Annotated in this window: 26 protein-coding genes; 22 read left to right on the top strand and 4 right to left on the bottom strand. The window is 55.7% G+C overall.

The features are described from left to right. Positions 1-298: 298 nt before the first annotated feature. Positions 299-1,195, bottom strand: coding sequence for a diguanylate cyclase regulator RdcB family protein (locus tag C7387_RS15485; protein ID WP_120817018.1), 897 nt, complete (start codon positions 1,193-1,195; stop codon positions 299-301). Next, a complete protein-coding gene (gene crfC, locus C7387_RS15480) occupies positions 1,192-3,519 on the bottom strand; it encodes a clamp-binding protein CrfC (RefSeq protein WP_006816744.1) in 2,328 nt (775 codons plus the stop codon). Before crfC ends, C7387_RS15485 begins: the two co-directional genes overlap by 4 nt. Positions 3,520-3,865: 346 nt before the next feature. Between crfC and C7387_RS15475 the strand changes: the two genes are divergently transcribed. From C7387_RS15475 to phnP, 16 genes are all read left to right on the top strand, one after another. After that, positions 3,866-4,201, top strand: a complete 336-nt coding sequence (locus C7387_RS15475; RefSeq protein WP_038252755.1) for a zinc ribbon domain-containing protein YjdM — start codon at positions 3,866-3,868, stop codon at positions 4,199-4,201. 133 nt (positions 4,202-4,334) lie between these two features. Next, on the top strand, positions 4,335-4,769 hold the full coding sequence (yjdN, locus tag C7387_RS15470) for a VOC family metalloprotein YjdN (RefSeq protein ID WP_006816742.1): 435 nt from the start codon (positions 4,335-4,337) through the stop codon (positions 4,767-4,769). 131 nt (positions 4,770-4,900) lie between these two features. After that, a complete protein-coding gene (gene phnC / locus C7387_RS15465; RefSeq protein WP_038252757.1) occupies positions 4,901-5,689 on the top strand; it encodes a phosphonate ABC transporter ATP-binding protein in 789 nt (262 codons plus the stop codon). A gap of 27 nt (positions 5,690-5,716) precedes the next feature. After that, the gene (phnD, locus tag C7387_RS15460; protein ID WP_006816740.1) at positions 5,717-6,733 is read left to right on the top strand and encodes a phosphonate ABC transporter substrate-binding protein; all 1,017 of its coding nucleotides are present in this window, start codon (positions 5,717-5,719) and stop codon (positions 6,731-6,733) included. Between the two features lie 91 nt (positions 6,734-6,824). Then, the gene (phnE, locus tag C7387_RS15455; protein ID WP_120817017.1) at positions 6,825-7,604 is read left to right on the top strand and encodes a phosphonate ABC transporter, permease protein PhnE; all 780 of its coding nucleotides are present in this window, start codon (positions 6,825-6,827) and stop codon (positions 7,602-7,604) included. A 20-nt stretch (positions 7,605-7,624) separates the two neighbouring features. Beyond that, a complete protein-coding gene (gene phnF / locus C7387_RS15450) occupies positions 7,625-8,350 on the top strand; it encodes a phosphonate metabolism transcriptional regulator PhnF (protein ID WP_040902786.1) in 726 nt (241 codons plus the stop codon). Next, the gene (gene phnG / locus C7387_RS15445; RefSeq protein ID WP_120817016.1) at positions 8,351-8,803 is read left to right on the top strand and encodes a phosphonate C-P lyase system protein PhnG; all 453 of its coding nucleotides are present in this window, start codon (positions 8,351-8,353) and stop codon (positions 8,801-8,803) included. Further along, complete coding sequence (phnH, locus tag C7387_RS15440) at positions 8,800-9,384, top strand: phosphonate C-P lyase system protein PhnH (protein ID WP_006816736.1); 585 nt, start codon at positions 8,800-8,802, stop codon at positions 9,382-9,384. The genes phnG and phnH overlap by 4 nt, the downstream gene beginning before the upstream one ends. After that, positions 9,384-10,448, top strand: a complete 1,065-nt coding sequence (locus C7387_RS15435; protein ID WP_038252759.1) for a carbon-phosphorus lyase complex subunit — start codon at positions 9,384-9,386, stop codon at positions 10,446-10,448. The genes phnH and C7387_RS15435 overlap by 1 nt, the downstream gene beginning before the upstream one ends. After that, a complete protein-coding gene (locus C7387_RS15430) occupies positions 10,441-11,289 on the top strand; it encodes an alpha-D-ribose 1-methylphosphonate 5-phosphate C-P-lyase PhnJ (protein WP_006816734.1) in 849 nt (282 codons plus the stop codon). The genes C7387_RS15435 and C7387_RS15430 overlap by 8 nt, the downstream gene beginning before the upstream one ends. Then, a complete protein-coding gene (gene phnK, locus C7387_RS15425; protein WP_006816733.1) occupies positions 11,286-12,044 on the top strand; it encodes a phosphonate C-P lyase system protein PhnK in 759 nt (252 codons plus the stop codon). Before C7387_RS15430 ends, phnK begins: the two co-directional genes overlap by 4 nt. Positions 12,045-12,053: 9 nt before the next feature. Next, on the top strand, positions 12,054-12,734 hold the full coding sequence (phnL, locus tag C7387_RS15420; protein WP_006816732.1) for a phosphonate C-P lyase system protein PhnL: 681 nt from the start codon (positions 12,054-12,056) through the stop codon (positions 12,732-12,734). Then, entirely contained in the window at positions 12,731-13,867 is a 1,137-nt protein-coding gene (phnM, locus tag C7387_RS15415) for an alpha-D-ribose 1-methylphosphonate 5-triphosphate diphosphatase (RefSeq protein ID WP_120817015.1), read from the top strand. The genes phnL and phnM overlap by 4 nt, the downstream gene beginning before the upstream one ends. Then, entirely contained in the window at positions 13,867-14,436 is a 570-nt protein-coding gene (phnN, locus tag C7387_RS15410) for a ribose 1,5-bisphosphokinase (protein WP_006816730.1), read from the top strand. The genes phnM and phnN overlap by 1 nt, the downstream gene beginning before the upstream one ends. After that, positions 14,423-14,866: an aminoalkylphosphonate N-acetyltransferase gene (gene phnO / locus C7387_RS15405; RefSeq protein WP_120817014.1), complete on the top strand. Its 444-nt coding sequence runs from the start codon at positions 14,423-14,425 to the stop codon at positions 14,864-14,866. The genes phnN and phnO overlap by 14 nt, the downstream gene beginning before the upstream one ends. Then, on the top strand, positions 14,866-15,624 hold the full coding sequence (phnP, locus tag C7387_RS15400; protein WP_120817013.1) for a phosphonate metabolism protein PhnP: 759 nt from the start codon (positions 14,866-14,868) through the stop codon (positions 15,622-15,624). Before phnO ends, phnP begins: the two co-directional genes overlap by 1 nt. On the opposite strand, the gene yjdP is transcribed toward phnP, so the two are convergent. Then, on the bottom strand, positions 15,621-15,953 hold the full coding sequence (yjdP, locus tag C7387_RS15395) for a DDRRRQL repeat protein YjdP (RefSeq protein ID WP_038252775.1): 333 nt from the start codon (positions 15,951-15,953) through the stop codon (positions 15,621-15,623). The genes phnP and yjdP overlap by 4 nt on opposite strands. Positions 15,954-16,246: 293 nt before the next feature. Between yjdP and fdhF the strand changes: the two genes are divergently transcribed. The 3 genes from fdhF (at position 16,247) to C7387_RS15380 (ending at position 19,637) form a co-directional block, all read left to right on the top strand. Continuing rightward, positions 16,247-18,394, top strand: a complete 2,148-nt coding sequence (gene fdhF, locus C7387_RS15390) for a formate dehydrogenase subunit alpha (RefSeq protein ID WP_087943224.1) — start codon at positions 16,247-16,249, stop codon at positions 18,392-18,394. Positions 18,395-18,695: 301 nt separating this feature from the next. Next, positions 18,696-18,848, top strand: coding sequence for a Hok/Gef family protein (locus C7387_RS15385; RefSeq protein ID WP_072009028.1), 153 nt, complete (start codon positions 18,696-18,698; stop codon positions 18,846-18,848). A 117-nt stretch (positions 18,849-18,965) separates the two neighbouring features. Next, positions 18,966-19,637, top strand: a complete 672-nt coding sequence (locus tag C7387_RS15380) for a tetratricopeptide repeat protein (protein ID WP_120817012.1) — start codon at positions 18,966-18,968, stop codon at positions 19,635-19,637. 52 nt (positions 19,638-19,689) lie between these two features. Here the strand turns inward: C7387_RS15380 and gltP are convergent, their stop codons facing one another. Next, a complete protein-coding gene (gene gltP, locus C7387_RS15375) occupies positions 19,690-21,003 on the bottom strand; it encodes a glutamate/aspartate:proton symporter GltP (protein WP_006816723.1) in 1,314 nt (437 codons plus the stop codon). A gap of 415 nt (positions 21,004-21,418) precedes the next feature. On the opposite strand from gltP, the gene acs reads away from it, so the two are divergent. The 3 genes from acs to actP all read left to right on the top strand — a co-directional run bounded on the left by acs (position 21,419) and on the right by actP (position 25,418). Then, positions 21,419-23,377, top strand: coding sequence for an acetate--CoA ligase (gene acs / locus C7387_RS15365; protein ID WP_038252782.1), 1,959 nt, complete (start codon positions 21,419-21,421; stop codon positions 23,375-23,377). An 80-nt stretch (positions 23,378-23,457) separates the two neighbouring features. Further along, complete coding sequence (locus tag C7387_RS15360) at positions 23,458-23,772, top strand: DUF485 domain-containing protein (protein WP_006816720.1); 315 nt, start codon at positions 23,458-23,460, stop codon at positions 23,770-23,772. Next, entirely contained in the window at positions 23,769-25,418 is a 1,650-nt protein-coding gene (gene actP, locus C7387_RS15355) for a cation/acetate symporter ActP (protein WP_006816719.1), read from the top strand. The genes C7387_RS15360 and actP overlap by 4 nt, the downstream gene beginning before the upstream one ends. The last annotated feature ends 29 nt before the right edge of the window (positions 25,419-25,447 follow it).

The raw sequence follows: 25,447 nt of genomic DNA, 5'->3' as shown, positions 1-25,447 counted from the left end.
TTCAAGCGTAGCAGGTTTGCCTGCACGGGCTGCTCACCCTTTGTACAACCGAACCTGTTGACGCCTGCTCAGGCAAGCTCTGAATATTGACCGCACCCTTTTCCGGACGGGAAAAATTCAGACTCTGCCTTTTACCCTAACAGCGTTTATATTTGTGATCAACCTCACGAAAATAGAGAGGGTCGATAAATCTGACAATTTCAGCCGATATTTATGGGGATTCAGCGAGGTAAAAAAACACTATTTTCAGGCATGATTTACACCATGTAATAACGATATATTCTCCATTAATGCACCATTATTTTCGTGGATGAGAACCCGGTATTTCTTCCTGAGAAAAAAGCTCTTCCATCATCGCATCCACCAGCCTCGCCGCGGAACAAATACGCGGCATCCCCAACGCAACGGTCTGCCAGGTCTGAGTGATGGACCAGCTCACAGGATGGTGCTGCGCGGTGCATTCATTGCCGAGCCAGCCCAGCATTTCGCGATAATCCATCAACAACGCGCTGACCGGTGCGGTCAACCATTGATGATAGAAATGCCGTTCCTGCGACGATGCATTCATACTCTCAGCCAGATACTGACTCGCCATACTCCGAAGGTTCTCTTTCAACAGCGTACGCACTTCGTCATTCGCCAGACGACAGGCATCGCCAAACGCCCCCCAGCGCAGCTCTTCCAGCGCGATAAAACAGCGCCCGGCGAGTGACCAGCCGTCATAACTACCCGCATGCCAGCGGGTGAAAACCTGGTCGCTGTGCTCGCCCGCCTGTACCATCAGCCCGCGCTGGCTCAGCGCACGCTGTTTGTGGGTGGCCCGCTGAAGAAATTGCTCTGCCACCGCGCCATATTGTTCACGGAGCTCCGGTGAGCCCCGGCTTTGCGTTTGCAGGGTTTGTAAGTACCGGCTCATACGCGTCAGCGCCAGATGGCCCGGGTCAAACATACCAGCCAGCTTTTCTGCAAGCCCCAGGCGCATCACCGGCGTATCAGCAAACAGCCCGGCAACGGCCCATGGCATGAGCTGGGTCTGCGCCACAATCTCTTTCATCAGCCGATCGCGGAACAACTGCTGCTGCGGCGTAACGGCTTCCCGACGAGGATTATCGATGCCGAGGATCAGCGCCTCGATAAATTTCGGGTGAACAGATTCGAGCAAACGCCCTGGGCCTTCCAGCAATCGCGTATTCATTTCATTTCTGCCGCAAATAGAGCCTGAATATCATCCCGGAGCAGACGCGTATCTTCCTCAACCCAGCGCACTGCTGCCTGATGCTGCTGCAATTGCTGGTTTAACGTCATCACTGCCGAATGGTGTAGCTGACGGATGAGAAGGCTCTCCTGCAAACTTTTTTGCAAACCGGCAAGGCTTCGTGAAAAACCGGCAAAGAAAGCGGTCATCCCCGCAGTAACAGAAACATCGACCTGCGCCGCTAATGCTTTAAGGATTTGCTCACAAAAATGCGCAATATGTGCACTCAGTTTCTGCTTCAGCTGCGCGAGGTCGATAACAAAGCGGGACTGCGTCATCACGTAGTCATCCCAGCTCCAGCCCGGATTATTCAACCAACGCGATACCGACTCGCGCATCCCGCCCTTCAGCGCCTGACCGGCGGGGGCATCCTCCCGCACGATGGCATCACTGAAGATCTCCGGCAGGTTAAAATCCAGAAGTCCGGCGCGGAACGTGGGCAGGCTCACCCTGGCGCGAAAGCCAGACTGGCTGAGTTCCTCTTTAATATGCTGCTCAATGGGTTTGACAGATTCCTGCAGAATGCGCGCCAGGCTTGATTCAAGCTGGCTAAAGCGAGCGGAAACCTCCCGACTGATAGTTTCCTGGGTACCGAGCAGTACGCTTTCGCATCCCTGACGAATTTTACTCAGCAGACAATGCGCCTGACTTTCGTCGCTCAACACCACTTCGTTCACTTCAGCAGGCGACAGCATCCGCAGCTCAGCGTCCACCTCACCGCACAGTGTGCGCAGACTGTCTGCGCTAAACCAGGCGTCAGCCCGGCGGCAGGCACTCTCCTGAAGCTCACTAATCGCAGCATTCACCGCCGACATCGACTGCCCGACCTCATGGGCAATCTCATCATTAACACGCTGCCTGCGGGCAGCAAACTGCGTCATACTGACTTCAAGTTCATCGATATGATGGATAAGTGTATCGAATTTCACACTCATCACCTGCTGGCGGAAATCCAGATACTCCTGCGCCGCCTGAGCATAATTCAGCAGCTTGTGCGAGGCAGAACGCAGGGCGAACAGTGACGCATTGAGATGCGCCGCGTGCAGTAGCTTGCTGATAGGCTGTTCAAAGAGCGAATCTTCCCACAGCAGATCCGCCGCATGGCGAATGTGTTCAATATCGTTAAGATCGGCACTGCGCCAGCGACGGCCCAGCGCCGCTTCGGCAAAGTCCTGTACCCAGCGCTGCTCGTCCGGCGGCGGAAGCTTCCCACGCAGAACAAGCTCATGGCGTGCCCGGTTTGCCAGATAACCCCACATCGAAGAGACCGGAAAGATCTGCCCGGGGCGAATGCTGCCTTTCATCAGCGTCCCGCAGATGAGCGCCCGCACCTGATCTTCGTCATCGCTGTTACGATCTTGTTGATCGAACTTATTCACCAGCGCGTACAACGGTACCGACGGCCCTACTGCCGTCACCGCCTGACGTACTTCCTGATCGGAAACGGACTTAAGCTGGGTGTAGTCCATCACCACCAGCACCGCCGATGCACGTGCCAGCTGTTCATCCAGCATCTTTTGCAGATGCGGCTGACCCGCCTCATTCGGCCCCGGCGTATCCAGCAGGGTGAGCTGGCCGGGAAAATTGCCCATCCCGGCAAGATGGACAAACTCCACCTCAATCACCGGAATGTGCTCAATGGCGGCATAGTCGGCAAAAGGGAAATCTACCTCCAGCACCTGCGACAGACGCACCAGATCGTTGAGGCTTTTCAGGCAGTGGAAAATCGGCTGCGCGCCCAGATAGTGCTTTTCGAATGCCACCCCGTGAGCAATACGCTCCAGCAGCGCCGCCATGTCCTTATCCAGCTCCAGCGTTTCTGCAAGCGTTGCGCGATCGATATGGCGGAGCTTTCCCTGCAGCGCCTGCATAAGATTATCGATAGGCTCCGGATGCATAAAATGCAGACTCGGCTCTTTCTGACCCGCCGTATGGCGGATCAGCGTCGGTAATGCCGTCATCGGGCGATTGCGATTGGGTAACACCTCAGTACCCACGATGGCATTGATGGTGGTTGATTTACCTGCCTTCATCGTCCCAACAATCGCCAGTACCATTTCCAGCCGCGTCACCTTGCGCAGCTCATTATGTAGCGTGGCCTGCTGAGCGCTAATTTCCTGGGCGCTGAAAACCGCAGAGTTTGACGCGGGTAAATCTTGCGCACTGTTGCCCGGTAACGCACTCAGTTGTTGCAGTTGCTGTAACGCAAGCTGCAGCAAGCGTTCAGCTTCCTGGCTTAATTCGTATATTGTCTGTGTGTACATGGTTAAAGTATTCCCTTAACGCAAATTTTATTACTTTTAATTGTTGCTTTTCTTATTAGCCGGATATTGTTTTTGGAATATATTTTTAATTACATCGAATATCTTTATGCTTGTATTCATTAATATTTTATTCCGACTTGAGCCCGATAGAAAGCGAGCGATAAACAGCGTAGCGCATTTTAAAAAATAATCCGGATATATCTTTAGTTATTTTCCCTACGTGATTGCAGGGACTTCTGCAGTATGGTTATCGCTACGTTCAGAAATAGTACCGACAAATGTGGGGATTTGAGGTATAATTGGGCCTATTTTCGGCGAACTGCCATTTTTTGAGAGGATTTTTTCGATGTCACTTCCACACTGCCCAAAATGTAATTCCGAATATACCTATGAAGACAATGGCATGTACATCTGCCCGGAATGCGCGCACGAATGGAACGATGCTGAGCCTGCACAGGACGCTGATGCCCTGATCGTAAAAGATGCTAACGGTAACCTGCTGGCTGACGGCGACAGCGTGACGGTCGTGAAAGACCTGAAGGTTAAAGGCAGCTCTTCCATGCTGAAAATCGGCACCAAAGTGAAGAACATCCGTCTGGTTGAAGGCGATCACAACATCGACTGCAAAATTGATGGCTTTGGCCCGATGAAACTGAAATCTGAGTTCGTGAAAAAGAACTGATTTTTCTGTTAGGTATGCCCGGTAAGCCCAGCGCTGCCGGGTATGTTCCCCGATGCACTTCGTTTATCCCTCCTGTGATCTGTACAAAAATCGAACTACACTTAACGGGTTTCCCTTTTCTGAGGTAACGATTATGCCGTTAAGTCCCTACGTCTCATTCCCTGGCAACTGCGCCGATGCCATCGCCTTTTATCAAAAAGCGCTGGGTGCAGAACTCCTCTACAAAATTACCTTCGGCGAAATGCCGAAAAACGATCAGAACAGCGATGAAGGCTGTGCCTCTAACATGCAGTTCTCAGACACTGATATCGCTCACGCTAACCTGCGTATTGCCGAGAGCAGTATCATGATGAGTGACGGAATGCAGCGTGAAAATCTGCAATATTCCGGCTTTACCCTCGCGCTGGATCCGCCGAACGTGAACGTTGGCAAAGCCTGGTTCGATGCGCTGGCGGAAGGCGGAAAAATCGGGATGGCCTGGCAGGAAACCTTCTGGGCGGAGGGTTTTGGGACCGTCACCGATAAATTCGGCGTGCCGTGGCTGGTCAATGCCGTAAAAGCGCAGTAACCCTGTCCGGACGGGCCCGAACGTGGCCCGTCACTTAGCCTCGTGAACTCTTCATCTCTCAGTAACCATCACTTAACCAAAATGTCACACTAATCCGCCAGGATGGGGCCACTTTTTATGGAGGCCGCATCATGCAAACGATGATTCGTGTTGAGAAACTGAGTAAGACTTTCCAGCAGCATCAGGCGCTTCACCGCGTTGATCTCACAATAAATTCCGGTGAGATGGTCGCTCTGCTTGGGCCATCTGGCTCTGGCAAATCCACCCTCTTACGCCACTTAAGTGGCCTTATCGTCGGTGATAAGACCCCGGACAGCCACGTTGAGCTGCTCGGCCGTACGGTACAGAAAGCGGGCCGCCTGGCACGCGATATCCGCAAAAGCCGTGCTCACACCGGCTGCATCTTCCAGCAGTTCAATCTGGTGAACCGACTAAGCGTGCTTGAAAACGTGCTGATTGGCGCGCTCGGTAGCACGCCGTTCTGGCGCACCTGCTTCAACTGGTTCAGTACCGCGCAAAAACAGCAAGCCCTGCAAGCTTTAACCCGCGTTGGCATGGCGCATATGGCTCATCAGCGTGTGTCCACCCTGTCCGGTGGGCAACAGCAGCGAGTGGCGATTGCCCGCGCCCTGATGCAGCAGGCCAAAGTCATTCTTGCCGACGAGCCTATCGCCTCGCTTGACCCGGAATCGGCGCGCATCGTGATGGACACCCTGCGCGATATTAATCAGAAAGACGGCATCACGGTCGTCGTCACTCTGCACCAGGTGGATTACGCCCTGCGCTACTGCGAGCGCATCGTCGCCCTGCGTCAGGGTCACGTGTTCTATGACGGCAGTAGCCAGTTGTTTGATAACGAAAGATTCGACCATCTCTATCGCAGCCTGAACCGCGTCGATGAGAACGCACAGGCCGCTTAATGACGTTACCCATACCGAGGACTGGAAATGAGTTATAAGACGGTTGCCGCGCTGGCGTTCACCAGCATGTTCAGCATCAGCACTCTGTTAAGCCCGGCCCACGCGGACGAGCAGGAAAAGTCGCTGAATTTTGGCATTATTTCGACAGAATCACAGCAGAACCTCAAACCACAGTGGGACCCGTTCCTGAAGGATATGGAGAAGTCCCTCGGCATGAAGGTTAACGCCTTCTTCGCACCAGACTACGCCGGCATCATCCAGGGGATGCGTTTTAACAAAGTCGACATCGCCTGGTACGGCAACCTGTCGGCAATGGAAGCCGTCGATCGCGCCAACGGCCAGGTCTTCGCACAGACGGTGGCGGCTGACGGTTCTCCGGGCTACTGGAGCGTGCTTATCGTCAATAAAGACAGCCCCATCAATAACCTGAACGATCTGCTGGCGAAGCGCAAAGAGCTGACCTTCGGTAACGGCGATCCGAACTCCACCTCTGGTTTCCTCGTTCCCGGTTATTACGTCTTCGCGAAAAACAACGCCTCCCCGACTGAATTCAAACGCACCGTTAACGCCAACCACGAAACCAACGCCCTTGCGGTGGCTAACAAACAGGTGGATGTGGCGACCAACAACACCGAAAACCTCGACAAACTGAAGACTTCTGCACCAGACAAGCTGAAAGAACTGAAGGTTATCTGGAAGTCACCGCTGATCCCGGGCGACCCGATCGTGTGGCGTAAAAACCTCTCCGAAACCACCAAGGACAAGGTGTACGACTTCTTCATGAACTACGGCAAAACGCCGGAGCAGAAAGAAGTTCTCGCTCGCCTGGGATGGGCCCCATTCCGTCCATCAAGCGACCTGCAGCTGGTGCCGATTCGCCAGCTGGCGCTGTTTAAACAGATGCAGGGCGTGAAGGACAACAAAGGTCTGAACGAGCAGGAGAAAACCAGCCAGGTGTCAACGCTTCAGGCGCAGCTGGACGACCTCGATCGCCTGACCGCCGCGCTGGGTGCCATGAGCTCGGTGAATAAAGCGGTGCAATGATTTTATCCCCCTCTCCCCTGAGGGAGAGGGGGATATGCACACGCTGATGCCCTCTCCCACGGGGAGAGGAAGAAAAGATTAAGGAAGCAACATGCAAACCATCACCGTTCCTCCCCCTAAACGCAGTTGGTTCTCGCAGGTGTGCTGGGCCGTTCTGCTGGCAGTACTGATTGTCTCCTGGCAGGGCGCAGAAATGGCGCCGCTGACCTTGTTCAAAGACTCCGGCAACATGGTCACCTTCGCCGCCGATTTCTTTCCTCCTGATTTCAGCCAGTGGCAGTACTATCTCAGCGAAATGGCAGTCACGCTGCAGATTGCCGTCTGGGGGACGGCGCTTGCCGTCGTTCTGTCAATTCCGTTTGGCCTGATGTGTGCCGACAACCTGGTGCCATGGTGGATCTACCAGCCGATGCGTCGCCTGATGGACGCCTGTCGCGCCATCAACGAAATGGTTTTCGCCATGCTGTTCGTCGTGGCGGTAGGGCTTGGCCCATTTGCCGGAGTTCTGGCCCTGTTCATTCACACCACCGGCGTGCTGTCGAAACTGCTCTCCGAGGCGGTGGAAGCTATCGAGCCCGGGCCGGTTGAAGGCATCCGCGCCACCGGCGCCAACAAAATTGAAGAGATCCTCTACGGCGTGTTGCCGCAGGTGATGCCGTTGCTTATCTCCTACTCGCTGTACCGCTTTGAATCCAACGTGCGCTCCGCCACCGTCGTCGGCATGGTCGGCGCGGGGGGTATCGGGGTGACGCTGTGGGAGGCGATCCGTGGCTTCCAGTTCCCGCAAACCTGCGCCCTGATGGTGGTCATCATCATCACCGTCAGCCTGCTGGACTTTCTTTCCCAACGTCTGCGTAAGCACTTCATCTGATTAACGAGGCTTTGATGGCTATGCACTTGTCCAGACATCCGACCAGTTATCCGACCCGCTACCAGGAAATTGCCGCCAGGCTCGAGCAGGAGCTGCAGAGCCACTACCGCTGCGGCGACTGGTTGCCCGCTGAACATCAGCTCGCGGCGCGCTTTGCCGTCAACCGCCATACCCTGCGGCGCGCTATCGATCAGCTGGTGGAAAAAGGCTGGGTACAGCGCCGCCAGGGCGTTGGCGTGCTGGTGCTGATGCGCCCGTTTGATTATCCGCTTAATGCTCAGGCTCGCTTCAGCCAGAACCTGCTCGATCAGGGCAGTCACCCTACCAGCGAAAAGCTGCTCTCGGTACTGCGCCCGGCGTCGAGCCATGTGGCGGAGGCGCTGGGCGTGGAGGAAGGCGCCAACATCATTCATCTACGTACGCTACGCCGGGTGAACGGTATCGCACTGTGCCTTATCGATCACTACTTTGCCGATATGCGCTTCTGGCCGGAGTTACAGAATTTTAGCCACGGTTCGCTGCATGATTTTCTGCGTGAACGCCTCGGCGTCTCGCTCACTCGTACCCAGACACGCATCAGCGCCCGCCGTGCGCAGGCCAAAGAGAGCCGGGTGCTGGAAATTCCTAACATGGCGCCGCTGCTGTGCGTGCGCACCCTGAACCATCGTGATGGCGAGGAGAGCGCGGCGGAGTACTCCGTCAGCCTGACCCGCGCGGACATGATTGAATTCACCATGGAGCACTGAATGAAAATCAACACCGAAACCCGTCAGCGCTGGCTCTCCGCCCTCGCCCACAGCGAGCCTGCAGTGCTTGAGAGCCGAATGCAGTCCCTGAAACTGGCACCGGAATATTCCCTCATTCGTCCGGCAGAAACGGGGTTAGTCCAGCTACAGGCGCGCATGGGCGGCACCGGCGATCGTTTTTTTGCCGGTGACGCAACCCTGACCCGCGCGGTGGTACGCCTTAACGACGGCACGCTCGGCTATAGCTGGGTGCTTGGGCGCGATAAACCCCACGCCGAACGCTGTGCGGTCATCGATGCACTGCTCCAGGCACCGCACCATTTTCAGACCCTGATGGAAACCCTTATTTGCCCGCTGGAAGCGCAACGCGACGCGCTGATTGCCGCTCGCCGTGCCGAGGTTAACGCCAGCCGGGTCGACTTCTTTACTCTGGTTCGCGGAGATAACGCATGACCCTACAAACCGCTTTTGTCCTTCCGGTGCAGGATGCCCAACACAGTTTTCGTCGCCTGCTGAAAGCGATGAGCGAACCCGGCGTGATTGTCTCGCTGCATCAGCTCAAACATGGCTGGCAGCCGCTCAATCTGGCCACCACCAGCGTCCTGTTAACCCTTGCCGATAACGACACGCCGGTGTGGCTCTCTGCCGCTATGAGCAACGATATCGCGGGTCAGAACCTCCGTTTTCACACCAACGCACCGCTGGTGAGCCAACCGCAGCAGGCGGTGTTCGCCGTCGCCGACGGTAGCCTCAGCGCCGAGCAGCTGGACGCACTTTGCAGCGGCAGCGCCGTCGCCCCGGAAACCAGCGCCACGCTGATAGTGCAGATCCCGGCGCTCAGCGGTGGACGCATGCTGCGCCTCACCGGTGCCGGTATTGCCGAAGAACGCATGATTGCCCCGCAGCTGCCCGAATGCCTGCTTCACGAACTGACCGAACGCCCGCACCCCTTCCCGCTCGGTGTGGATCTGATCCTCACCTGCGGCGAGCGCCTGCTGGCTATCCCGCGGACTACCCATGTTGAGGTGTGCTGATGTATGTCGCCGTCAAAGGGGGCGAGAAGGCAATTGCCGCCGCCCATCTCTTACAGGAACAACGACGCCGTGGAGATGACGCCATTGCGGAGCTTACGGTCGCGCAGATAGAGCAGCAGCTGAATCTCGCCGTCGACCGGGTGATGACCGAAGGCGGTATCGCCGATCGCGAGCTGGCGGCGCTGGCGCTGAAACAGGCCAGTGGCGATAACGTAGAGGCGATCTTTTTACTGCGTGCCTACCGCACGACGCTTGCGAAACTGGCGGTCAGCGAGCCGTTAAACAGCGCGGAGATGCGCCTCGAACGCCGCATCTCCGCCGTCTATAAAGATATTCCCGGCGGCCAGCTGCTCGGACCAACCTACGACTACACCCATCGCCTGCTCGATTTTACCCTGCTGGCTAACGGTGAAACGCCCGCCCCGGCCCCGGTCTCCCCGGAACAAGAGTCTGCCCCGCACGTATTCAGCCTGCTGGCGCAGCAGGGGCTCGCGAAAAAGGAAACCGACAGCGGCGCTGTACCGGATGACATCACCCGTACACCGCCGGTGTATCCCTGTTCACGCGCCTCCAGGCTGCAGCAGCTGATGCGCGGTGACGAAGGCTACCTGCTGGCACTTGCCTACTCCACCCAGCGCGGCTATGGCCGCAATCATCCGTTTGCCGCTGAGATCCGCAGTGGTTATATCGAGGTGGAGATTGTGCCGGAAGAGCTGGGTTTTGCGGTGAACGTCGGCGAATTGCTCATGACCGAGTGTGAAATGGTCAACGGTTTTGTTGCCCCTGAAGCGGAGCCACCGCACTTCACCCGCGGCTACGGCCTCACCTTCGGCATGAGCGAGCGAAAAGCCATGGCGATGGCGCTGGTTGACCGCTCGCTGCAGGCGCCGGACTACGATGAGTACCTCACCGGCCCGGCGCAGGACGAAGAGTTTGTGCTCGCACATGCCGATAACGTGGAAGCCGCCGGGTTTGTCTCGCACCTCAAGCTTCCGCACTACGTGGATTTCCAGGCTGAACTGGAACTGCTGAAACGTCTGCAACGGGAGGATCGTCGTGGCTAATCCGCTGACGGGCTACAACTTTGCTTATCTTGATGAGCAAACCAAACGTATGATTCGCCGCGCCATTCTCAAAGCGGTGGCGATCCCCGGTTATCAGGTTCCGTTCGGCGGACGCGAAATGCCGATGCCCTACGGCTGGGGCACCGGTGGGATCCAGCTTACCGCCAGCGTGATCGGCGAACATGATGTGCTGAAGGTTATCGATCAGGGCGCAGACGACACGACAAACGCCGTCTCGATCCGCCAGTTCTTCACCCGCGTGACCGGGGTGAATACCACTGAACGCACGGAAGACGCGACGATCGTTCAGACCCGTCACCGGATCCCGGAAACGCCGCTGACGGAAGATCAGATCCTTATCTACCAGGTGCCCATTCCGGAGCCGCTGCGCTTTATCGAACCGCGCGAAACCGAAACCCGCACGATGCATGCGCTGGAAGAGTACGGCGTAATGCAGGTGAAGCTGTACGAAGACATCGCCCGCTTCGGCCATATCGCTACCACCTACGCCTATCCGGTAAAGGTGAACGATCGCTACGTTATGGATCCTTCGCCCATCCCGAAATTTGATAACCCGAAGATGGATATGATGCCCGCCCTGCAGCTGTTTGGCGCCGGGCGCGAGAAGCGTATTTACGCGGTGCCGCCGTTTACCCGCGTGGAGAGCCTCGATTTCGATGACCACCCCTTCAGCGTTCAGACCTGGGACGAGCCCTGCGCCATCTGCGGCTCACGCCACAGCTATCTCGATGAAGTGGTGCTGGATGACAGCGGCAAACGGATGTTTGTCTGCTCCGACACCGACTACTGCCGCCAACAACGCGAGGCGTTAGACCAATGACTCAACCGCTGCTTTCCGTGAATCATCTGACCCATCTTTACGCCCCGGGTAAAGGCTTCAGCGACGTCTCGTTCGAACTGTGGCCGGGCGAAGTGCTGGGGATCGTCGGTGAATCCGGCTCAGGGAAAACCACGTTGCTGAAATCGATTTCCGCCCGTCTTGCACCGCAGCAGGGTGAGGTGGTGTACCAGGCGCAGTCTTTATACGCCATGAGCGAAGCAGAGCGCCGCCGTCTGCTGCGTACCGAATGGGGTGTAGTGCATCAGCACCCGCTGGACGGGCTGCGCCGTCAGGTCTCAGCCGGAGGAAATATCGGCGAAAGACTGATGGCCACCGGGGCGCGCCACTACGGCAACATTCGCGCCACCGCACAGCAGTGGCTGGAAGATGTCGAGATCCCTGCTTCACGCATCGATGACCTGCCCACCACCTTCTCTGGCGGGATGCAACAGCGTTTGCAGATAGCCCGTAACCTCGTCACCCAGCCGAAACTGGTTTTTATGGACGAGCCAACCGGCGGTCTTGATGTCTCGGTACAGGCTCGCCTGCTGGACCTGCTGCGCGGGCTGGTTAGCGAACTGAACCTGGCGGTGGTGATTGTCACCCACGATCTTGGCGTCGCCCGTCTGCTGGCTGACCGCCTGATGGTGATGAAAGAGGGCCAGGTGGTGGAAAGTGGATTAACCGACCGCGTGCTCGACGATCCGCATCATCCCTATACCCAGCTGCTGGTGTCATCGGTATTGCAGAATTAAGAGGCCAACATGATCCGCGTAGAAAACGTGAGTAAGACCTTTGTACTCCACCAGCAAAACGGCATTCGCTTGCCGGTACTTGATAACACGTCGCTCGCCGTTAACGCGGGCGAATGCGTGGTACTGCACGGCCACTCCGGCAGCGGGAAATCAACCCTGCTGCGCTCGCTGTACGCCAACTATTCGCCCGACGAAGGGCATATTCACATCAAACACGGCGACGAGTGGGTAGACCTGGTCAGCGCCCCGGCACGAAAAGTCGTAGAAGTGCGTAAATCCACCATCGGCTGGGTGAGTCAGTTCTTACGGGTGATCCCCCGTATTTCGGCCCTCGACGTGGTGATGCAACCGCTGCTCAGTCTCGGCGTGCCGCGTGATACCTGCGCCGCTCGGGCTGCCAGCCTGCTGACGCGCCTCAACGTGCCGGAACGCCTGTGGCACCTGGCACCGTCAACCTTCTCCGGCGGTGAACAACAGCGAGTGAATATCGCCCGCGGGTTCATCGTGGAGTACCCCATTCTGCTGCTCGATGAACCGACCGCCTCGCTGGATGAAAAAAACAGTGCCGCCGTCGTTGGGCTTATCGACGAAGCAAAATCACGCGGGGCGGCAATCGTGGGTATTTTCCACGATGAAACCGTACGAAACCGCGTGGCCGATCGTCTCCACCCGATGGGAACAACACCATGATTATCAATAATGTAAAACTGGTACTCGACGATGAAGTGGTGGCCGGTTCGCTCGAGATCGCCGATGGCGTGATCCGCGCCTTTGCCGAAAGCCAGAGCCGCCAGCCGGAAGCGATGGATGGCGAAGGCGGCTGGCTGCTGCCGGGGCTTATCGAACTGCATACCGATAACCTGGATAAATTCTTTACCCCACGGCCAAAGGTGGACTGGCCGGCGCATTCCGCCATGAGCAGCCACGATGCGCTGATGGTGGCGAGCGGCATCACCACCGTACTGGACGCCGTTGCTATTGGCGACGTCCGTGACGGCGGCGATCGGCTGGAAAATCTGGAAAAGATGATTAACGCCGTCGAAGAGACGCAAAAACGCGGCTTAAACCGCGCCGAACATCGCTTGCATTTGCGCTGCGAATTACCGCATCACACCACGCTTCCGCTGTTTGAAAAATTGGTAGGCCGCGAGCCGGTTTCGCTGGTATCCCTGATGGATCACTCCCCGGGTCAGCGTCAGTTCGCCAATATCGAGAAGTATCGTGAATATTACCAGGGCAAATACTCCCTCAGCGACGATGAGATGGCGCGCTACGAAGAAGAGCAGCTCCAGCTCGCCGCACAGTGGTCGCAGCCCAACCGTATGGCCATTGCTGCCCACTGCCGGGCGCGTAACATTGCGCTGGCGAGCCATGATGATGCCACTCACGAACATGTCGTCGAATCACATCAGCTTGGCAGCGTGATCGCCGAGTTTCCTACCACGTTTGCTGCCGCTGAGTCATCACGCCTGCACGGTATGAACGTACTGATGGGCGCACCAAACATCGTTCGCGGCGGCTCCCACTCCGGAAATGTGGCAGCAAGCTCACTGGCGGCAGTTGGTCTGCTGGATATTCTCTCCTCCGATTACTACCCGGCGAGCCTGCTCGATGCGGCATTCCGGGTCGCGGACGACGAACGCAACACCTTCACCCTGCCGCAGGCGATTCATCTTGTGACAAAAAACCCGGCGCGGGCGCTGAATCTGCACGACCGCGGCGTAATTGCCGAAGGTAAGCGCGCGGATCTGGTGCTGGCTCATCGCAAAGGCGAACATATTCATATCGACCATGTCTGGCGTCAGGGCCGGAGGGTATTCTGATGACGGGAAAGCTGGTGTGGTTAGTCGGGGCCTCCGGTTCCGGAAAAGACAGCCTGCTGGAGGCGCTGCGCGTCTTTGAACATCCGCGCATTCTGGTGGCTCATCGCTACATTACCCGCCCGTGGAACGCCGGGAGCGAGAACCATGTCGCCCTTAGCGAGCAGGAGTTCTTCACCCGTGCCGCGCAGCAGCTATTCGCCCTGAGCTGGCACGCCAACGGCTTTTACTACGGCGTCGGCGTAGAGGTGGACGTCTGGCTACACGCGGGTTTCGACGTGGTGGTCAACGGGTCACGAGCACATTTGCCGCAGGCGAAAGCGCGTTATGGTGCCTCGCTACTGCCGGTGTGTCTGCAGGTGACGCCAGAGATCCTCCGCCAGCGCCTTGAAACGCGCGGCCGTGAGACACAGACGGAAATCACCCAGCGACTGGCACGCGCAGCACGTTACCAGCCCGAAGGTTGTCATACGCTGAATAACGACGGAAGTCTGATACAGTCAGTAGATACTTTTCTGGCGCTGATCCGTCAGCCTGTGTTGTCAAAAGAGAGCCCTCATGCCTGTTTGTAAACTGCGTCCAGCCACCCCGGAAGATACCCCTGCCGTGTATCACCTGATAAGCGAGCTCAAACAGGTGCAGTACCCACGCGACGCCTTTGCGGCAGGATTTGCGGCGAATCTGCTCAACCCGACCCTGCACTATCAGGTGGCTGAGGTCGATAGTGAGGTGGTGGGTCTTATCGGCATGCAGCTACAGTTTCAGCTCCATCACAGCCACTGGATTGGCGAGATCCAGGAACTGGTGGTTTTGCCGAAGCAACGTGGTCTGAATATCGGCCAACGGCTGCTGCACTGGGCAGAAGCCGAGGCGCAAGCTCACGGCGCGGAAGGTATGGAGCTTTCCAGCGGCAAAGGACGTACCGAGGCGCATCGATTTTATCTGCGTGAAGGTTACCTGCAGAGCCATTATCGCTTTAAAAAGACCCTACAGGAGGGGTAATGAGCCTCACCATCCAGTTAAGCGGCTCCGGCGGTGCGCAGCTGGTTCCGGCGTTCGGCTGCGACTGCGCAGCCTGCCACCGCGCCCGCAGGCATCCCCGTTTTCGCCGCCGCCCCTGCAGCGCAATGGTACGTTACAACGGCGCGGTGACCCTGCTCGACGCCGGTCTACCGGACATCATGGATAGCTGGCCCGCGGGCAGTTTTCGGCAGTTTTTGCTCACGCATTATCATATGGATCACGTGCAGGGGCTGTTTCCCCTGCGCTGGGGCGTTGGCGCAAAAATTCCGGTGTATGGCCCGCCGGACGAACAGGGCTGTGATGACCTTTTCAAACACCCGGGGCTTCTCGATTTCAGCCATACCCTTGCGCCTTTCGTGATGTTCGAACTCCAGGGACTGCGCGTAACGCCGCTACCGCTTAATCACTCAAAGCTCTGTTTTGGCTATTTGCTGGAGACCGCACGCAGCCGCGCGGCATGGCTTGCTGATACCGCCGGACTTCCCGATAAAACGCTGACGTTTTTACGCAACAACGCGCCAGATATTATCATCATCGACTGTAATCACCCGCCGAAGGCCGAAACGCCGCGTAACCATAACGATCTCAACGCGGTACTGGCAATAAACGAGAGTCTGGGCTGCCCGCGAGTGGTGCTGACGCACATCAGTCACCAGCTTGACGTCTGGATGATGCACAATCCTCTGCCTCCGGGGATCGAAGCGGGTTATGACGGCATGGAGATCGTGCTGGACTAGCGATCGTACTCGTCGTCGAGCCTGCGGCGATCGTCCTCAAGCTGCCGCCGATCCTGATCTAACTGACGCTGGCGTTCATCGAGCTGGCGGCGACGATCTTCGAGTTGCCGACTGCGATCGTCGTACTGTCGACTGCGATCGTCACGCTGCTGACGGCTGTTGTCATAGCGCCCGTCGTCGTCATTGTATGAACGGTCGCTCCCCGGGTTATAGGCATCGTTCACCGCCTGCTGAATATTGCTGATGGCATCATCAATGAGGTCCGCCTGAGCAAGCGAGCTTGTCAGTGACATGGTGCAGAAGAGTAAAGCGCAAGCGTAACGTTTCATAAAACCCATCTCATCAGGGAGCTGGCGTTACGGTAATCAAGGCGGAATTCGGCGGGTAGTGGACGAATCTCAAATATGCCGGGGGCGCCATTATCACTTTATCAATTGATATTATCATTGTGAGAACCTCCTTTCTCTGCCGTTCGACACGTCAAATCTGACGATGGTCTCCTTTTCGTCAGTCAATTATCCGCCAGGTCTGCGCAAGATCATGAAATGCCCATAATTTAACTATGGCATAGAAGATGCATAACTCAGTGGTGAGCAAGAATTGATTAACTGGAGCGAGACCGATGAAAAAAGTCGTCACGGTTTGCCCGTATTGCGCCTCAGGATGCAAAATCAACCTGGTGGTCGACAACGGCAAAATCGTCAAGGCTGAGGCTGCGCAAGGGAAAACCAACCAGGGGACGTTGTGCCTGAAAGGCTACTACGGTTGGGATTTCATCAACGATACGCAGATCCTCACCCCCCGTCTGAAAACCCCGATGATTCGCCGCGAGCGTGGCGGCAAACTGGAGTCCGTCTCCTGGAACGAAGCGCTGGATTATGTCGCCAGCCGCCTGAGCGCCATCAAAGAAAAATATGGCCCGGATTCGATTCAGACGACAGGCTCTTCACGCGGAACGGGTAACGAAACCAACTATGTGATGCAAAAATTTGCGCGCGCCGTTATTGGTACGAATAACGTCGACTGCTGCGCTCGCGTCTGACACGGCCCTTCGGTTGCAGGTCTGCACCAGTCGGTCGGTAATGGCGCCATGAGTAATGCCATCACAGAGATTGATAATACCGATCTCGTGTTTATCTTCGGGTACAACCCGGCAGATTCACACCCTATTGTGGCGAATCACGTGATTAACGCCAAACGCAATGGGGCGAAGATTATCGTCTGCGATCCACGCAAAATTGAAACTGCGCGCATCGCCGATATGCACATTGCGCTCAAAAACGGTTCGAACATCGCGCTGTTAAACGCTCTTGGGCATGTCATCATCGAGGAGAACCTGCACGATAAAGCCTTTATCGCCTCACGGGCGGAGGGTTTTGAAGAGTATCGCAAGATTGTCGAAGGCTATACGCCAGAATCCGTTGAAGCCATCACCGGCGTTAGCGCACAGGAAATTCGCCAGTGCGCGCGCATGTACGCTTCGGCGAAATCGGCTGCCATTCTGTGGGGCATGGGCGTTACCCAGTTCTACCAGGGTGTTGAAACCGTTCGTTCACTGACGAGCCTCGCTATCCTGACCGGTAATCTCGGCAAACCAAGCGTCGGGGTAAACCCGGTGCGTGGGCAGAACAACGTTCAGGGTGCCTGTGATATGGGCGCGTTGCCGGATACCTATCCGGGTTATCAGTACGTCAAAGAAGAAAAAAACCGCGAGAAATTCGCCAAAGCCTGGGGTGTGGAAAGCTTACCGGCCCACACCGGTTATCGCATCAGCGAGCTGCCGCACCGTGCGGCGCATGGCGAAGTGCGTGCAGCCTATATCATGGGCGAAGATCCGCTGCAGACGGATGCAGAGCTTTCTGCCGTGCGTAAAGGGTTTGAAGATCTCGAGCTGGTTATTGTCCAGGATATCTTTATGACGAAAACCGCAGCGGCGGCCGACGTTATTCTGCCATCCACCTCCTGGGGCGAGCATGAGGGCGTTTATACCGCAGCCGATCGCGGTTTCCAGCGCTTCTTCAAAGCCGTAGAGCCGCAGTGGGATCTGAAAACGGACTGGCAAATCATCAGTGAGATAGCCACCCGCATGGGTTACCCGATGCACTACAACAACACTCAGGAAATCTGGGATGAGTTGCGGCATCTGTGCCCGAGTTTCTACGGAGCGACGTACGAGAAAATGGGAGAGCTTGGCTACATCCAGTGGCCATGCACCGATGAGTCTGACGCCGATCAGGGTACCAGCTACCTGTTTGAAGAGAAGTTTGATACCGATAACGGGCTCGCGAAATTCTTCACCTGCGACTGGGTGGCACCTATCGACAAGCTCACGGATGAGTATCCGATGGTGCTCTCTACGGTGCGTGAAGTTGGCCACTACTCTTGTCGTTCAATGACCGGGAACTGCGCGGCACTCGCAGCACTTGCCGATGAGCCTGGCTACGCTCAGATTAACACCGCTGATGCCGCCAGACTGGGTATTGCGGATGAGTCACTGGTGTGGGTGAACTCGCGTAAAGGTAGGGTGATTACCCGCGCTCAGGTTAGCGATCGTCCGAACAAAGGCGCGGTTTACATGACCTATCAGTGGTGGATTGGCGCATGTAACGAACTGGTAACGGAGAACCTGAGCCCAATTACCAAAACGCCGGAGTATAAGTATTGCGCCGTCCGCGTCGAGCCGATCGCCGATCAGCGCGCCGCCGAGCAATATGTGATTGATGAATATACTAAATTGAAATCCCGCCTGCGCGCCAGCGCGATGGGATAATATATTTATCATTGAAGTAAATAAAAGAGGTGGGATTATTCACCTCTTTTATATTTTAATTTCTGCGAGCACCATTCCATATTTTATGTAATTTATCATAAAATAAATTACATCTTCTCTTTGATAAAAATAAAGATACTATTTCTGCCGGGTGCTTAAGGCTTTCTGTCTTGAGCATTGGTGAGGGACAGAAAGTAATAAGCCTCGGGCAATGTTTCCATTAACCCGAGGCTACCCTCAACAAAATCCCTAGCAGGATGAGGGTAGCCTCTTACTTCACGTAACGCAAGGAGTAAAAGGCATGACGCCATTTAAATATTTGTTAGGTATTCTTTTAATTGTATGCCTGACGGTTCTGATATTCACCTTAATTAATCGTGGGAAGCTTTGCGAATTAAGAATAAGGAGTGGACATCAGGAGGTGGCGGCTAAATTAGCTTGTCAGAACGGCTAGCCCATCAGGCGGGGAAACCCGCCTGGCTTGCAGGGAGTCAGAGGTCTTAACGCGCCCATTTTATTTTTTCTGCCGCCCCTTTATACTGCGCCACAGGTACATTGACGAAAACCAAAAATGAAATATTTCTCATTATTACTTCTTTTATTTACTTTACCGACTTACGCAGACAGCATTGGTAGCCAGTTCGAACAGCAGGCAGAAGCCGGAGACAGCCGCGCCCAGTATCTGCTGGCCGATACCTGGTTCAGCTCAGGCAACGAAGAAAAAGCCCATTACTGGGCTGAAAAAGCAGCACAAAACGGCAGCGCTGACGCCGTCGCCCTGCTCGCGCAGATGGCGCTGCGCAGCGATTACCGTGAAGCAAAGTCGCTGGCGGAACAGGCCAGCCGTGCGGGCAGTAAGGTCGGTGACGTCGTGCTCGCAAGGACGCTGGTCAACCATCAGGCCGGAACGCCGGATTACCCACGAGCCATTGCGTTGCTGGAAAGTGTTGCCGAAGACGTGGAAAGCGATGCCGCGGTAGATGCCCAGATGCTGCTTGGTCTTATCTACGCCAACGGCGATACGATCCCGGAAGACGAGGAGAAAGCGACTTTCTATTTTAAACGCAGCTCTGTGCTTTCCAGAACGGGTTATGCCGAATACTGGGCGGGAATGATGTTCCTGCAGGGTGACAAAGGCTTTATCAGTCAGAACAAACAGAAGGCACTGCAGTGGCTGAACCTGAGCTGTATGGAGGGGTTTGATACCGGGTGCGAAGAGTTTGACAGACTCAGCAACGAGTAAGCACTCAGCAAAAATAAAGCCGGGTGTGTGTTAAGCACACCCGGCTTCGGCGTTACGGATTCGCCTTCTTATCAAAATGACCTAATACTTCACGCTCATACGCCAGCGCTTTTTTACGGTCAAATTTGTGTTCCCACTTCGCGATAACCAGCACCGCCAGCGCATTACCGACCACGTTCAATGCGGTACGCGCCATGTCGAGGATACGGTCGACACCGGCGATAAATGCCAGGCCTTCCAGCGGAATACCCACGCTCCCAAGCGTCGCCAGCAGCACCACGAAGGAAACACCCGGTACGCCAGCAATCCCTTTAGAGGTCACCATCAGCGTCAGCACGAGGATAATTTCCTGGCCGAGCGACAGCTCAATGCCGTACAGCTGAGCGATAAAGATTGCCGCAATACTCTGATACAGCGTCGAACCATCCAGGTTGAAGGAGTAACCGGTCGGCACCACGAAGCTGGTGATCGACGCCGGCGCACCATAGGCTTCCATCTTCTCAATAATACGCGGCAGCACGCTTTCGGAACTCGCCGTTGAGTAGGCCAGAATCAGTTCATCTTTCAGGATACGGATGAGGATCCAGATGCTGAGCCCGCACATTTTCGCTACCAGTCCCAGCACCACCAGCGCAAAGAACAGGATGGCGACATATACCAGGATAACCAGCTTGGCGAGCGGCCACAGCGAGGCGAAACCGAAGTTCGCCACCGTCACCGAAATCAGCGCAAACACCCCTACCGGCGCATAGCGCATCACCATGTGAGTCACTTTGAACATGGTTTCGGAGATAGAGCGGAATACGGTTACCAGCGGTTCACGATGGGTTGCAGGCAAGGATGACAGCCCAAGGCCAAACAGCACCGAGAAGAAGATGATCGGCAGCATTTCGCCTTTCGCCATCGACGAAACGATGTTGGTCGGCACCAGAGACAGGATAGTCCCCATCAGGCCATGCGCGTGGCTCTGAACTTCCGCCGTGGTGTTCTGATACTTCGAAATATCCGCCACCGCCAACTGCGACATATCAATACCTGAGCCTGGCTGGAACACGTTCGCCAGCGTAATCCCCAGAATGATGGCAACGGTGGTGATGATTTCAAAATAGATGATGGTCTTGGCACCAATGCGCCCCAGCGATTTTGCATCACCGACGCCAGCAATACCGACCACCAGGGTCGAAATCACGATCGGCACGACAATCATTTTGATCAGGTGGATGAAGATATCCCCTGCCGGAGAGAGTAGATTAGCAATCAGCCATTCGCGGCTGTCGCTTTGATAATGCAGGTAGCTTCCGAGCAGGATCCCCAGAATCAGGGCCAGCAAAATTTGCCAGGCCAGGCTGACTTTCGTTTTTTTCATGACTACAGACTTCCTCAATGAGAGACGTCATTCCAGGAAGGAATGGCATCTGCTGAAAGGGGTATGAATTGTGTTGCGTTTGTTAGTGAGGTTTTTTCACGCGCAGTATCAGTACCACTTGCATGGCATGCTGCGCAAGCCTTTCAGAATGGGGCTTTTATCTACTTTTACGCATAATATCGCTGGTTTTTACTATTTAGATTGCATAAGCATTTGTTATAAAAAACTTTTTAAACTCACTATTTCTATAAATTCAAATAAGTAATTATTTCACTTCAAAGATTCATTTGACGAATATTCATACAGTTCCAGTAATGCGTGATCTGTCGCCCAAATAGTAAACAAAGCTGTCAGCGCTCCTGTAGTTAACTTTTATTTGACATATCATTAACAAGTTAAAAGGAGAAAAAAAGCCATGAGCCAAATACACAAACACTCTATTCCCGCAAACATTGCGGAAAGCTGCCTGATTAACCCGGAACAGTACAAGGCGAAGTACCAGCAGTCAGTGACCGACCCTGACACCTTCTGGGGTGAACAGGGCAAGATCCTCGACTGGATGACCCCGTACACAAAGGTCAAGAACACCTCGTTTGCCCCCGGCAATGTCTCTATCAAATGGTATGAAGACGGTACGCTGAACCTGTCTGCCAACTGCCTCGACAGACATCTGGCCGAGCGCGGCGATCAAACCGCTATCATCTGGGAAGGCGATGACGCCTCCCAGAGCAAAAACATCACCTATCGCGAATTGCACCGCGATGTATGCCGTTTTGCCAACGTCCTGCTGGATCTGGGGGTGAAAAAAGGTGATGTTGTCGCTATCTACATGCCAATGGTGCCAGAAGCCGCGGTCGCTATGCTGGCCTGTGCCCGTATCGGCGCCATTCACTCGGTTATCTTTGGCGGATTCTCACCAGAAGCCGTTGCTGGCCGAATCATTGATTCCAGTTCACGTCTGGTTATCACCGCAGATGAAGGCGTGCGTGCCGGGCGCAACATCCCGCTGAAAAAGAACGTCGACGATGCGCTGAAAAACCCTAACGTGAAGAGCGTTGAGCACGTAGTGGTTCTGAAGCGTACCGGCGGCAAGATTGACTGGAAAGACGGTCGCGATCTGTGGTGGAGCGATCTCACGGCGAACGCCAGCGATAAACATGAACCGGTGGCAATGAACGCCGAAGATCCGCTGTTTATCCTCTACACCTCCGGCTCAACCGGCAAACCGAAAGGCGTGCTGCATACCACCGGCGGGTACCTGGTCTATGCGGCCAGCACATTCAAATATGTGTTTGATTACCATCCAGGTGAAGTGTACTGGTGTACCGCCGACGTCGGCTGGGTCACCGGACACAGCTATCTGCTGTACGGGCCGCTGGCCTGCGGCGCTATTACTCTGATGTTTGAAGGCGTGCCAAACTGGCCGACCCCGGCGCGTATGTGTCAGGTGGTGGATAAGCATCAGGTCAACATTCTCTACACGGCCCCTACCGCCATTCGTGCCCTAATGGCCGAAGGCGATAAGGCCATTACCGGCACCAACCGCTCATCGCTGCGCATTCTGGGCTCCGTAGGGGAACCGATTAACCCGGAAGCGTGGGAGTGGTACTGGAAGAAAATCGGTAACGAAAAATGCCCGGTGATGGATACCTGGTGGCAGACCGAGACCGGTGGATTCATGATTACCCCGCTGCCGGGCGCTATCGAACTGAAAGCCGGTTCGGCCACCCGCCCGTTCTTCGGCGTGCAGCCTGCGCTGGTTGATAACGAAGGCCATCCGCTGGAAGGCGCTACCGAGGGTAACCTGGTGATCACCGACTCATGGCCGGGTCAGGCGCGTACGCTGTTTGGCGATCATGAGCGCTTCGAGCAAACCTACTTCTCGACCTTCAAGAACATGTACTTCAGCGGCGACGGCGCGCGTCGTGATGAAGATGGCTACTACTGGATAACCGGGCGCGTGGACGACGTGCTGAACGTGTCTGGTCACCGTCTGGGTACCGCCGAAATTGAATCTGCGCTGGTATCGCATCCGAAAATTGCCGAAGCCGCCGTGGTCGGTATTCCACACAACATCAAAGGTCAGGCAATTTACGCCTACGTGACGCTAAACCACGGCGAAGAACCGACTCCGGAGCTGTATACCGAAGTGCGAAACTGGGTGCGTAAAGAGATTGGCCCGCTGGCAACGCCGGACGTGCTGCACTGGACCGATTCGCTGCCGAAAACCCGCTCCGGCAAAATCATGCGCCGTATTCTGCGCAAGATCGCCGCCGGTGATACCAGTAACCTCGGCGATACTTCAACGCTCGCCGATCCAGGTGTTGTGGAAAAACTGCTCGAAGAGAAGCAGTCCATCACCATGCCATCGTAACCCCCTCACCCTAACCCTCTCCCTAACGGGAGAGGGAAATAAAAACAAACCCACCCGACCTTACCTCTGGAGACTCTGTGATGAATGAAGAAATTTGTCAGCAGATAGAAAACAGTGCGCAATTCAGGGAGCTTGTGGAAAAAAGGCAACGGTTTGCCGCTATTTTGTCGCTCATCATGTTAGTGATTTACGTCGGCTTTATTCTGCTGATTGCTTTCGCCCCCGGATGGCTCGGCACTCCGCTACACGCAGGAACCAGCGTCACGCGCGGGATCCCTATCGGTATCGGGGTAATTATTATTTCGTTCCTCCTGACCGGTGTCTACGTCTGGCGGGCCAACGGCGAGTTCGACAGGCTTAATAAAGCGGTTCTGCGCGAGGTGAAAGCATCATGAAGAAAGTCCTGACGGCGCTTGCCGCCACGCTGCCTTTTGCGGCAAACGCTGCCGACGCCATTACCGGCGAGGTGCAGCGCCAGCCGACCAACTGGCAGGCGATTATCATGTTCCTGATCTTCGTCTTACTGACGCTTTACATCACTTACTGGGCTTCCCGCCGGGTGCGTTCACGTAGCGATTACTACACCGCTGGCGGCAACATTACCGGTTTCCAGAACGGGCTGGCGATTGCCGGTGACTTTATGTCTGCGGCCTCGTTCCTTGGGATCTCTGCGCTGGTTTACACCTCCGGCTACGACGGACTTATCTACTCCCTCGGTTTCCTCGTCGGCTGGCCAATCATCCTGTTCCTGATTGCCGAACGTCTGCGCAACCTCGGGCGCTTTACCTTTGCCGATGTCGCCTCTTATCGCCTGAAACAGGGGCCAATTCGTGTGCTCGCCGCCTGCGGGTCACTGGTGGTCGTCGCGCTGTACCTGATTGCCCAGATGGTGGGTGCTGGTAAGCTGATTGAGCTGCTGTTTGGCCTCAACTACCACGTTGCCGTGGTCCTGGTTGGCGTGCTGATGGTGATGTATGTGCTGTTTGGCGGTATGCTTGCCACCACCTGGGTACAAATCATCAAAGCCGTCCTGCTGCTGTTTGGCGCAAGCTTCATGGCCTTTATGGTGATGAAACATGTCGGATTCAGCTTCAATAATCTGTTTGCTGAAGCGATGGCGGTGCACCCGAAAGGGGCAGCAATCATGAGCCCTGGCGGACTGGTGAAAGACCCTATCTCCGCGCTGTCACTCGGGCTTGGCCTGATGTTTGGTACCGCTGGCCTGCCGCATATTCTGATGCGCTTCTTCACCGTCAGCGACGCCCGTGAAGCACGTAAGAGCGTATTCTACGCCACCGGCTTTATGGGGTACTTCTACATCCTGACCTTCATCATCGGCTTTGGCGCGATCATGCTGGTTGGCGCTAACCCGGCGTTTAAAGATGCGGCAGGCGCACTTATCGGCGGCAACAACATGGCGGCGGTTCACCTTGCGGATGCGGTCGGCGGCAACCTGTTCCTCGGCTTTATCTCTGCGGTAGCTTTTGCCACTATTCTGGCTGTGGTTGCCGGTTTAACCCTCGCGGGTGCCTCAGCGGTTTCTCATGATCTGTACGCCAACGTTTTCCGTAAAAATGCCACCGAACGTCAGGAGCTGAAGGTGTCAAAAATCACCGTGCTGATCCTGGGCGTGGTCGCAATTTTGTTGGGAATTTTGTTTGAGAAACAGAACATTGCCTTCATGGTAGGTCTGGCGTTCTCTATCGCCGCCAGCTGTAACTTCCCGATTATCCTGCTGTCGATGTACTGGTCGAAGCTGACCACCCGTGGGGCGATGATTGGCGGCTGGCTGGGGTTACTCACCGCCGTAGTGCTGATGATCCTTGGCCCGACCATCTGGGTGCAGATCCTTGGCCACGAGAAAGCGATTTTCCCTTATGAGTATCCGGCGCTGTTCTCCATCGCCATTGCCTTTATCGGGATCTGGTTCTTCTCCACCACCGACAACTCGGCGGAAGGCGTTCGCGAACGCGAGCAGTTCCGCGCACAGTTTATTCGTTCACAAACCGGTATTGGTATCGCGCAGGGCCGCGCGCACTAACCGCATGACTCCCCGGCCAGACGGCCGGG

Origin of the sequence: Yokenella regensburgei, assembly GCF_003634235.1 — a bacterium.
Lineage (GTDB): Bacteria > Pseudomonadota > Gammaproteobacteria > Enterobacterales > Enterobacteriaceae > Yokenella > Yokenella regensburgei.
Note: the sequence above shows the minus strand (reverse complement) of the source record. Positions and strands in the feature narration are given on the sequence as shown.

Bases quoted from the DNA above. Each gene is read 5' to 3' on its own strand.
- C7387_RS15485 (WP_120817018.1), bottom strand. From the start codon at position 1,195: ATGAATACGCGATTGCTGGAAGGCCCAGGGCGTTTGCTCGAATCTGTT.
- crfC (WP_006816744.1), bottom strand. From the start codon at position 3,519: ATGTACACACAGACAATATACGAATTAAGCCAGGAAGCTGAACGCTTG.
- C7387_RS15475 (WP_038252755.1), top strand. From the start codon at position 3,866: ATGTCACTTCCACACTGCCCAAAATGTAATTCCGAATATACCTATGAA.
- yjdN (WP_006816742.1), top strand. From the start codon at position 4,335: ATGCCGTTAAGTCCCTACGTCTCATTCCCTGGCAACTGCGCCGATGCC.
- phnC (WP_038252757.1), top strand. From the start codon at position 4,901: ATGCAAACGATGATTCGTGTTGAGAAACTGAGTAAGACTTTCCAGCAG.
- phnD (WP_006816740.1), top strand. From the start codon at position 5,717: ATGAGTTATAAGACGGTTGCCGCGCTGGCGTTCACCAGCATGTTCAGC.
- phnE (WP_120817017.1), top strand. From the start codon at position 6,825: ATGCAAACCATCACCGTTCCTCCCCCTAAACGCAGTTGGTTCTCGCAG.
- phnF (WP_040902786.1), top strand. From the start codon at position 7,625: ATGCACTTGTCCAGACATCCGACCAGTTATCCGACCCGCTACCAGGAA.
- phnG (WP_120817016.1), top strand. From the start codon at position 8,351: ATGAAAATCAACACCGAAACCCGTCAGCGCTGGCTCTCCGCCCTCGCC.
- phnH (WP_006816736.1), top strand. From the start codon at position 8,800: ATGACCCTACAAACCGCTTTTGTCCTTCCGGTGCAGGATGCCCAACAC.
- C7387_RS15435 (WP_038252759.1), top strand. From the start codon at position 9,384: ATGTATGTCGCCGTCAAAGGGGGCGAGAAGGCAATTGCCGCCGCCCAT.
- phnK (WP_006816733.1), top strand. From the start codon at position 11,286: ATGACTCAACCGCTGCTTTCCGTGAATCATCTGACCCATCTTTACGCC.
- phnL (WP_006816732.1), top strand. From the start codon at position 12,054: ATGATCCGCGTAGAAAACGTGAGTAAGACCTTTGTACTCCACCAGCAA.
- phnM (WP_120817015.1), top strand. From the start codon at position 12,731: ATGATTATCAATAATGTAAAACTGGTACTCGACGATGAAGTGGTGGCC.
- phnN (WP_006816730.1), top strand. From the start codon at position 13,867: ATGACGGGAAAGCTGGTGTGGTTAGTCGGGGCCTCCGGTTCCGGAAAA.
- phnO (WP_120817014.1), top strand. From the start codon at position 14,423: ATGCCTGTTTGTAAACTGCGTCCAGCCACCCCGGAAGATACCCCTGCC.
- phnP (WP_120817013.1), top strand. From the start codon at position 14,866: ATGAGCCTCACCATCCAGTTAAGCGGCTCCGGCGGTGCGCAGCTGGTT.
- yjdP (WP_038252775.1), bottom strand. From the start codon at position 15,953: ATGAAACGTTACGCTTGCGCTTTACTCTTCTGCACCATGTCACTGACA.
- C7387_RS15385 (WP_072009028.1), top strand. From the start codon at position 18,696: ATGACGCCATTTAAATATTTGTTAGGTATTCTTTTAATTGTATGCCTG.
- C7387_RS15380 (WP_120817012.1), top strand. From the start codon at position 18,966: ATGAAATATTTCTCATTATTACTTCTTTTATTTACTTTACCGACTTAC.
- gltP (WP_006816723.1), bottom strand. From the start codon at position 21,003: ATGAAAAAAACGAAAGTCAGCCTGGCCTGGCAAATTTTGCTGGCCCTG.
- acs (WP_038252782.1), top strand. From the start codon at position 21,419: ATGAGCCAAATACACAAACACTCTATTCCCGCAAACATTGCGGAAAGC.
- C7387_RS15360 (WP_006816720.1), top strand. From the start codon at position 23,458: ATGAATGAAGAAATTTGTCAGCAGATAGAAAACAGTGCGCAATTCAGG.
- actP (WP_006816719.1), top strand. From the start codon at position 23,769: ATGAAGAAAGTCCTGACGGCGCTTGCCGCCACGCTGCCTTTTGCGGCA.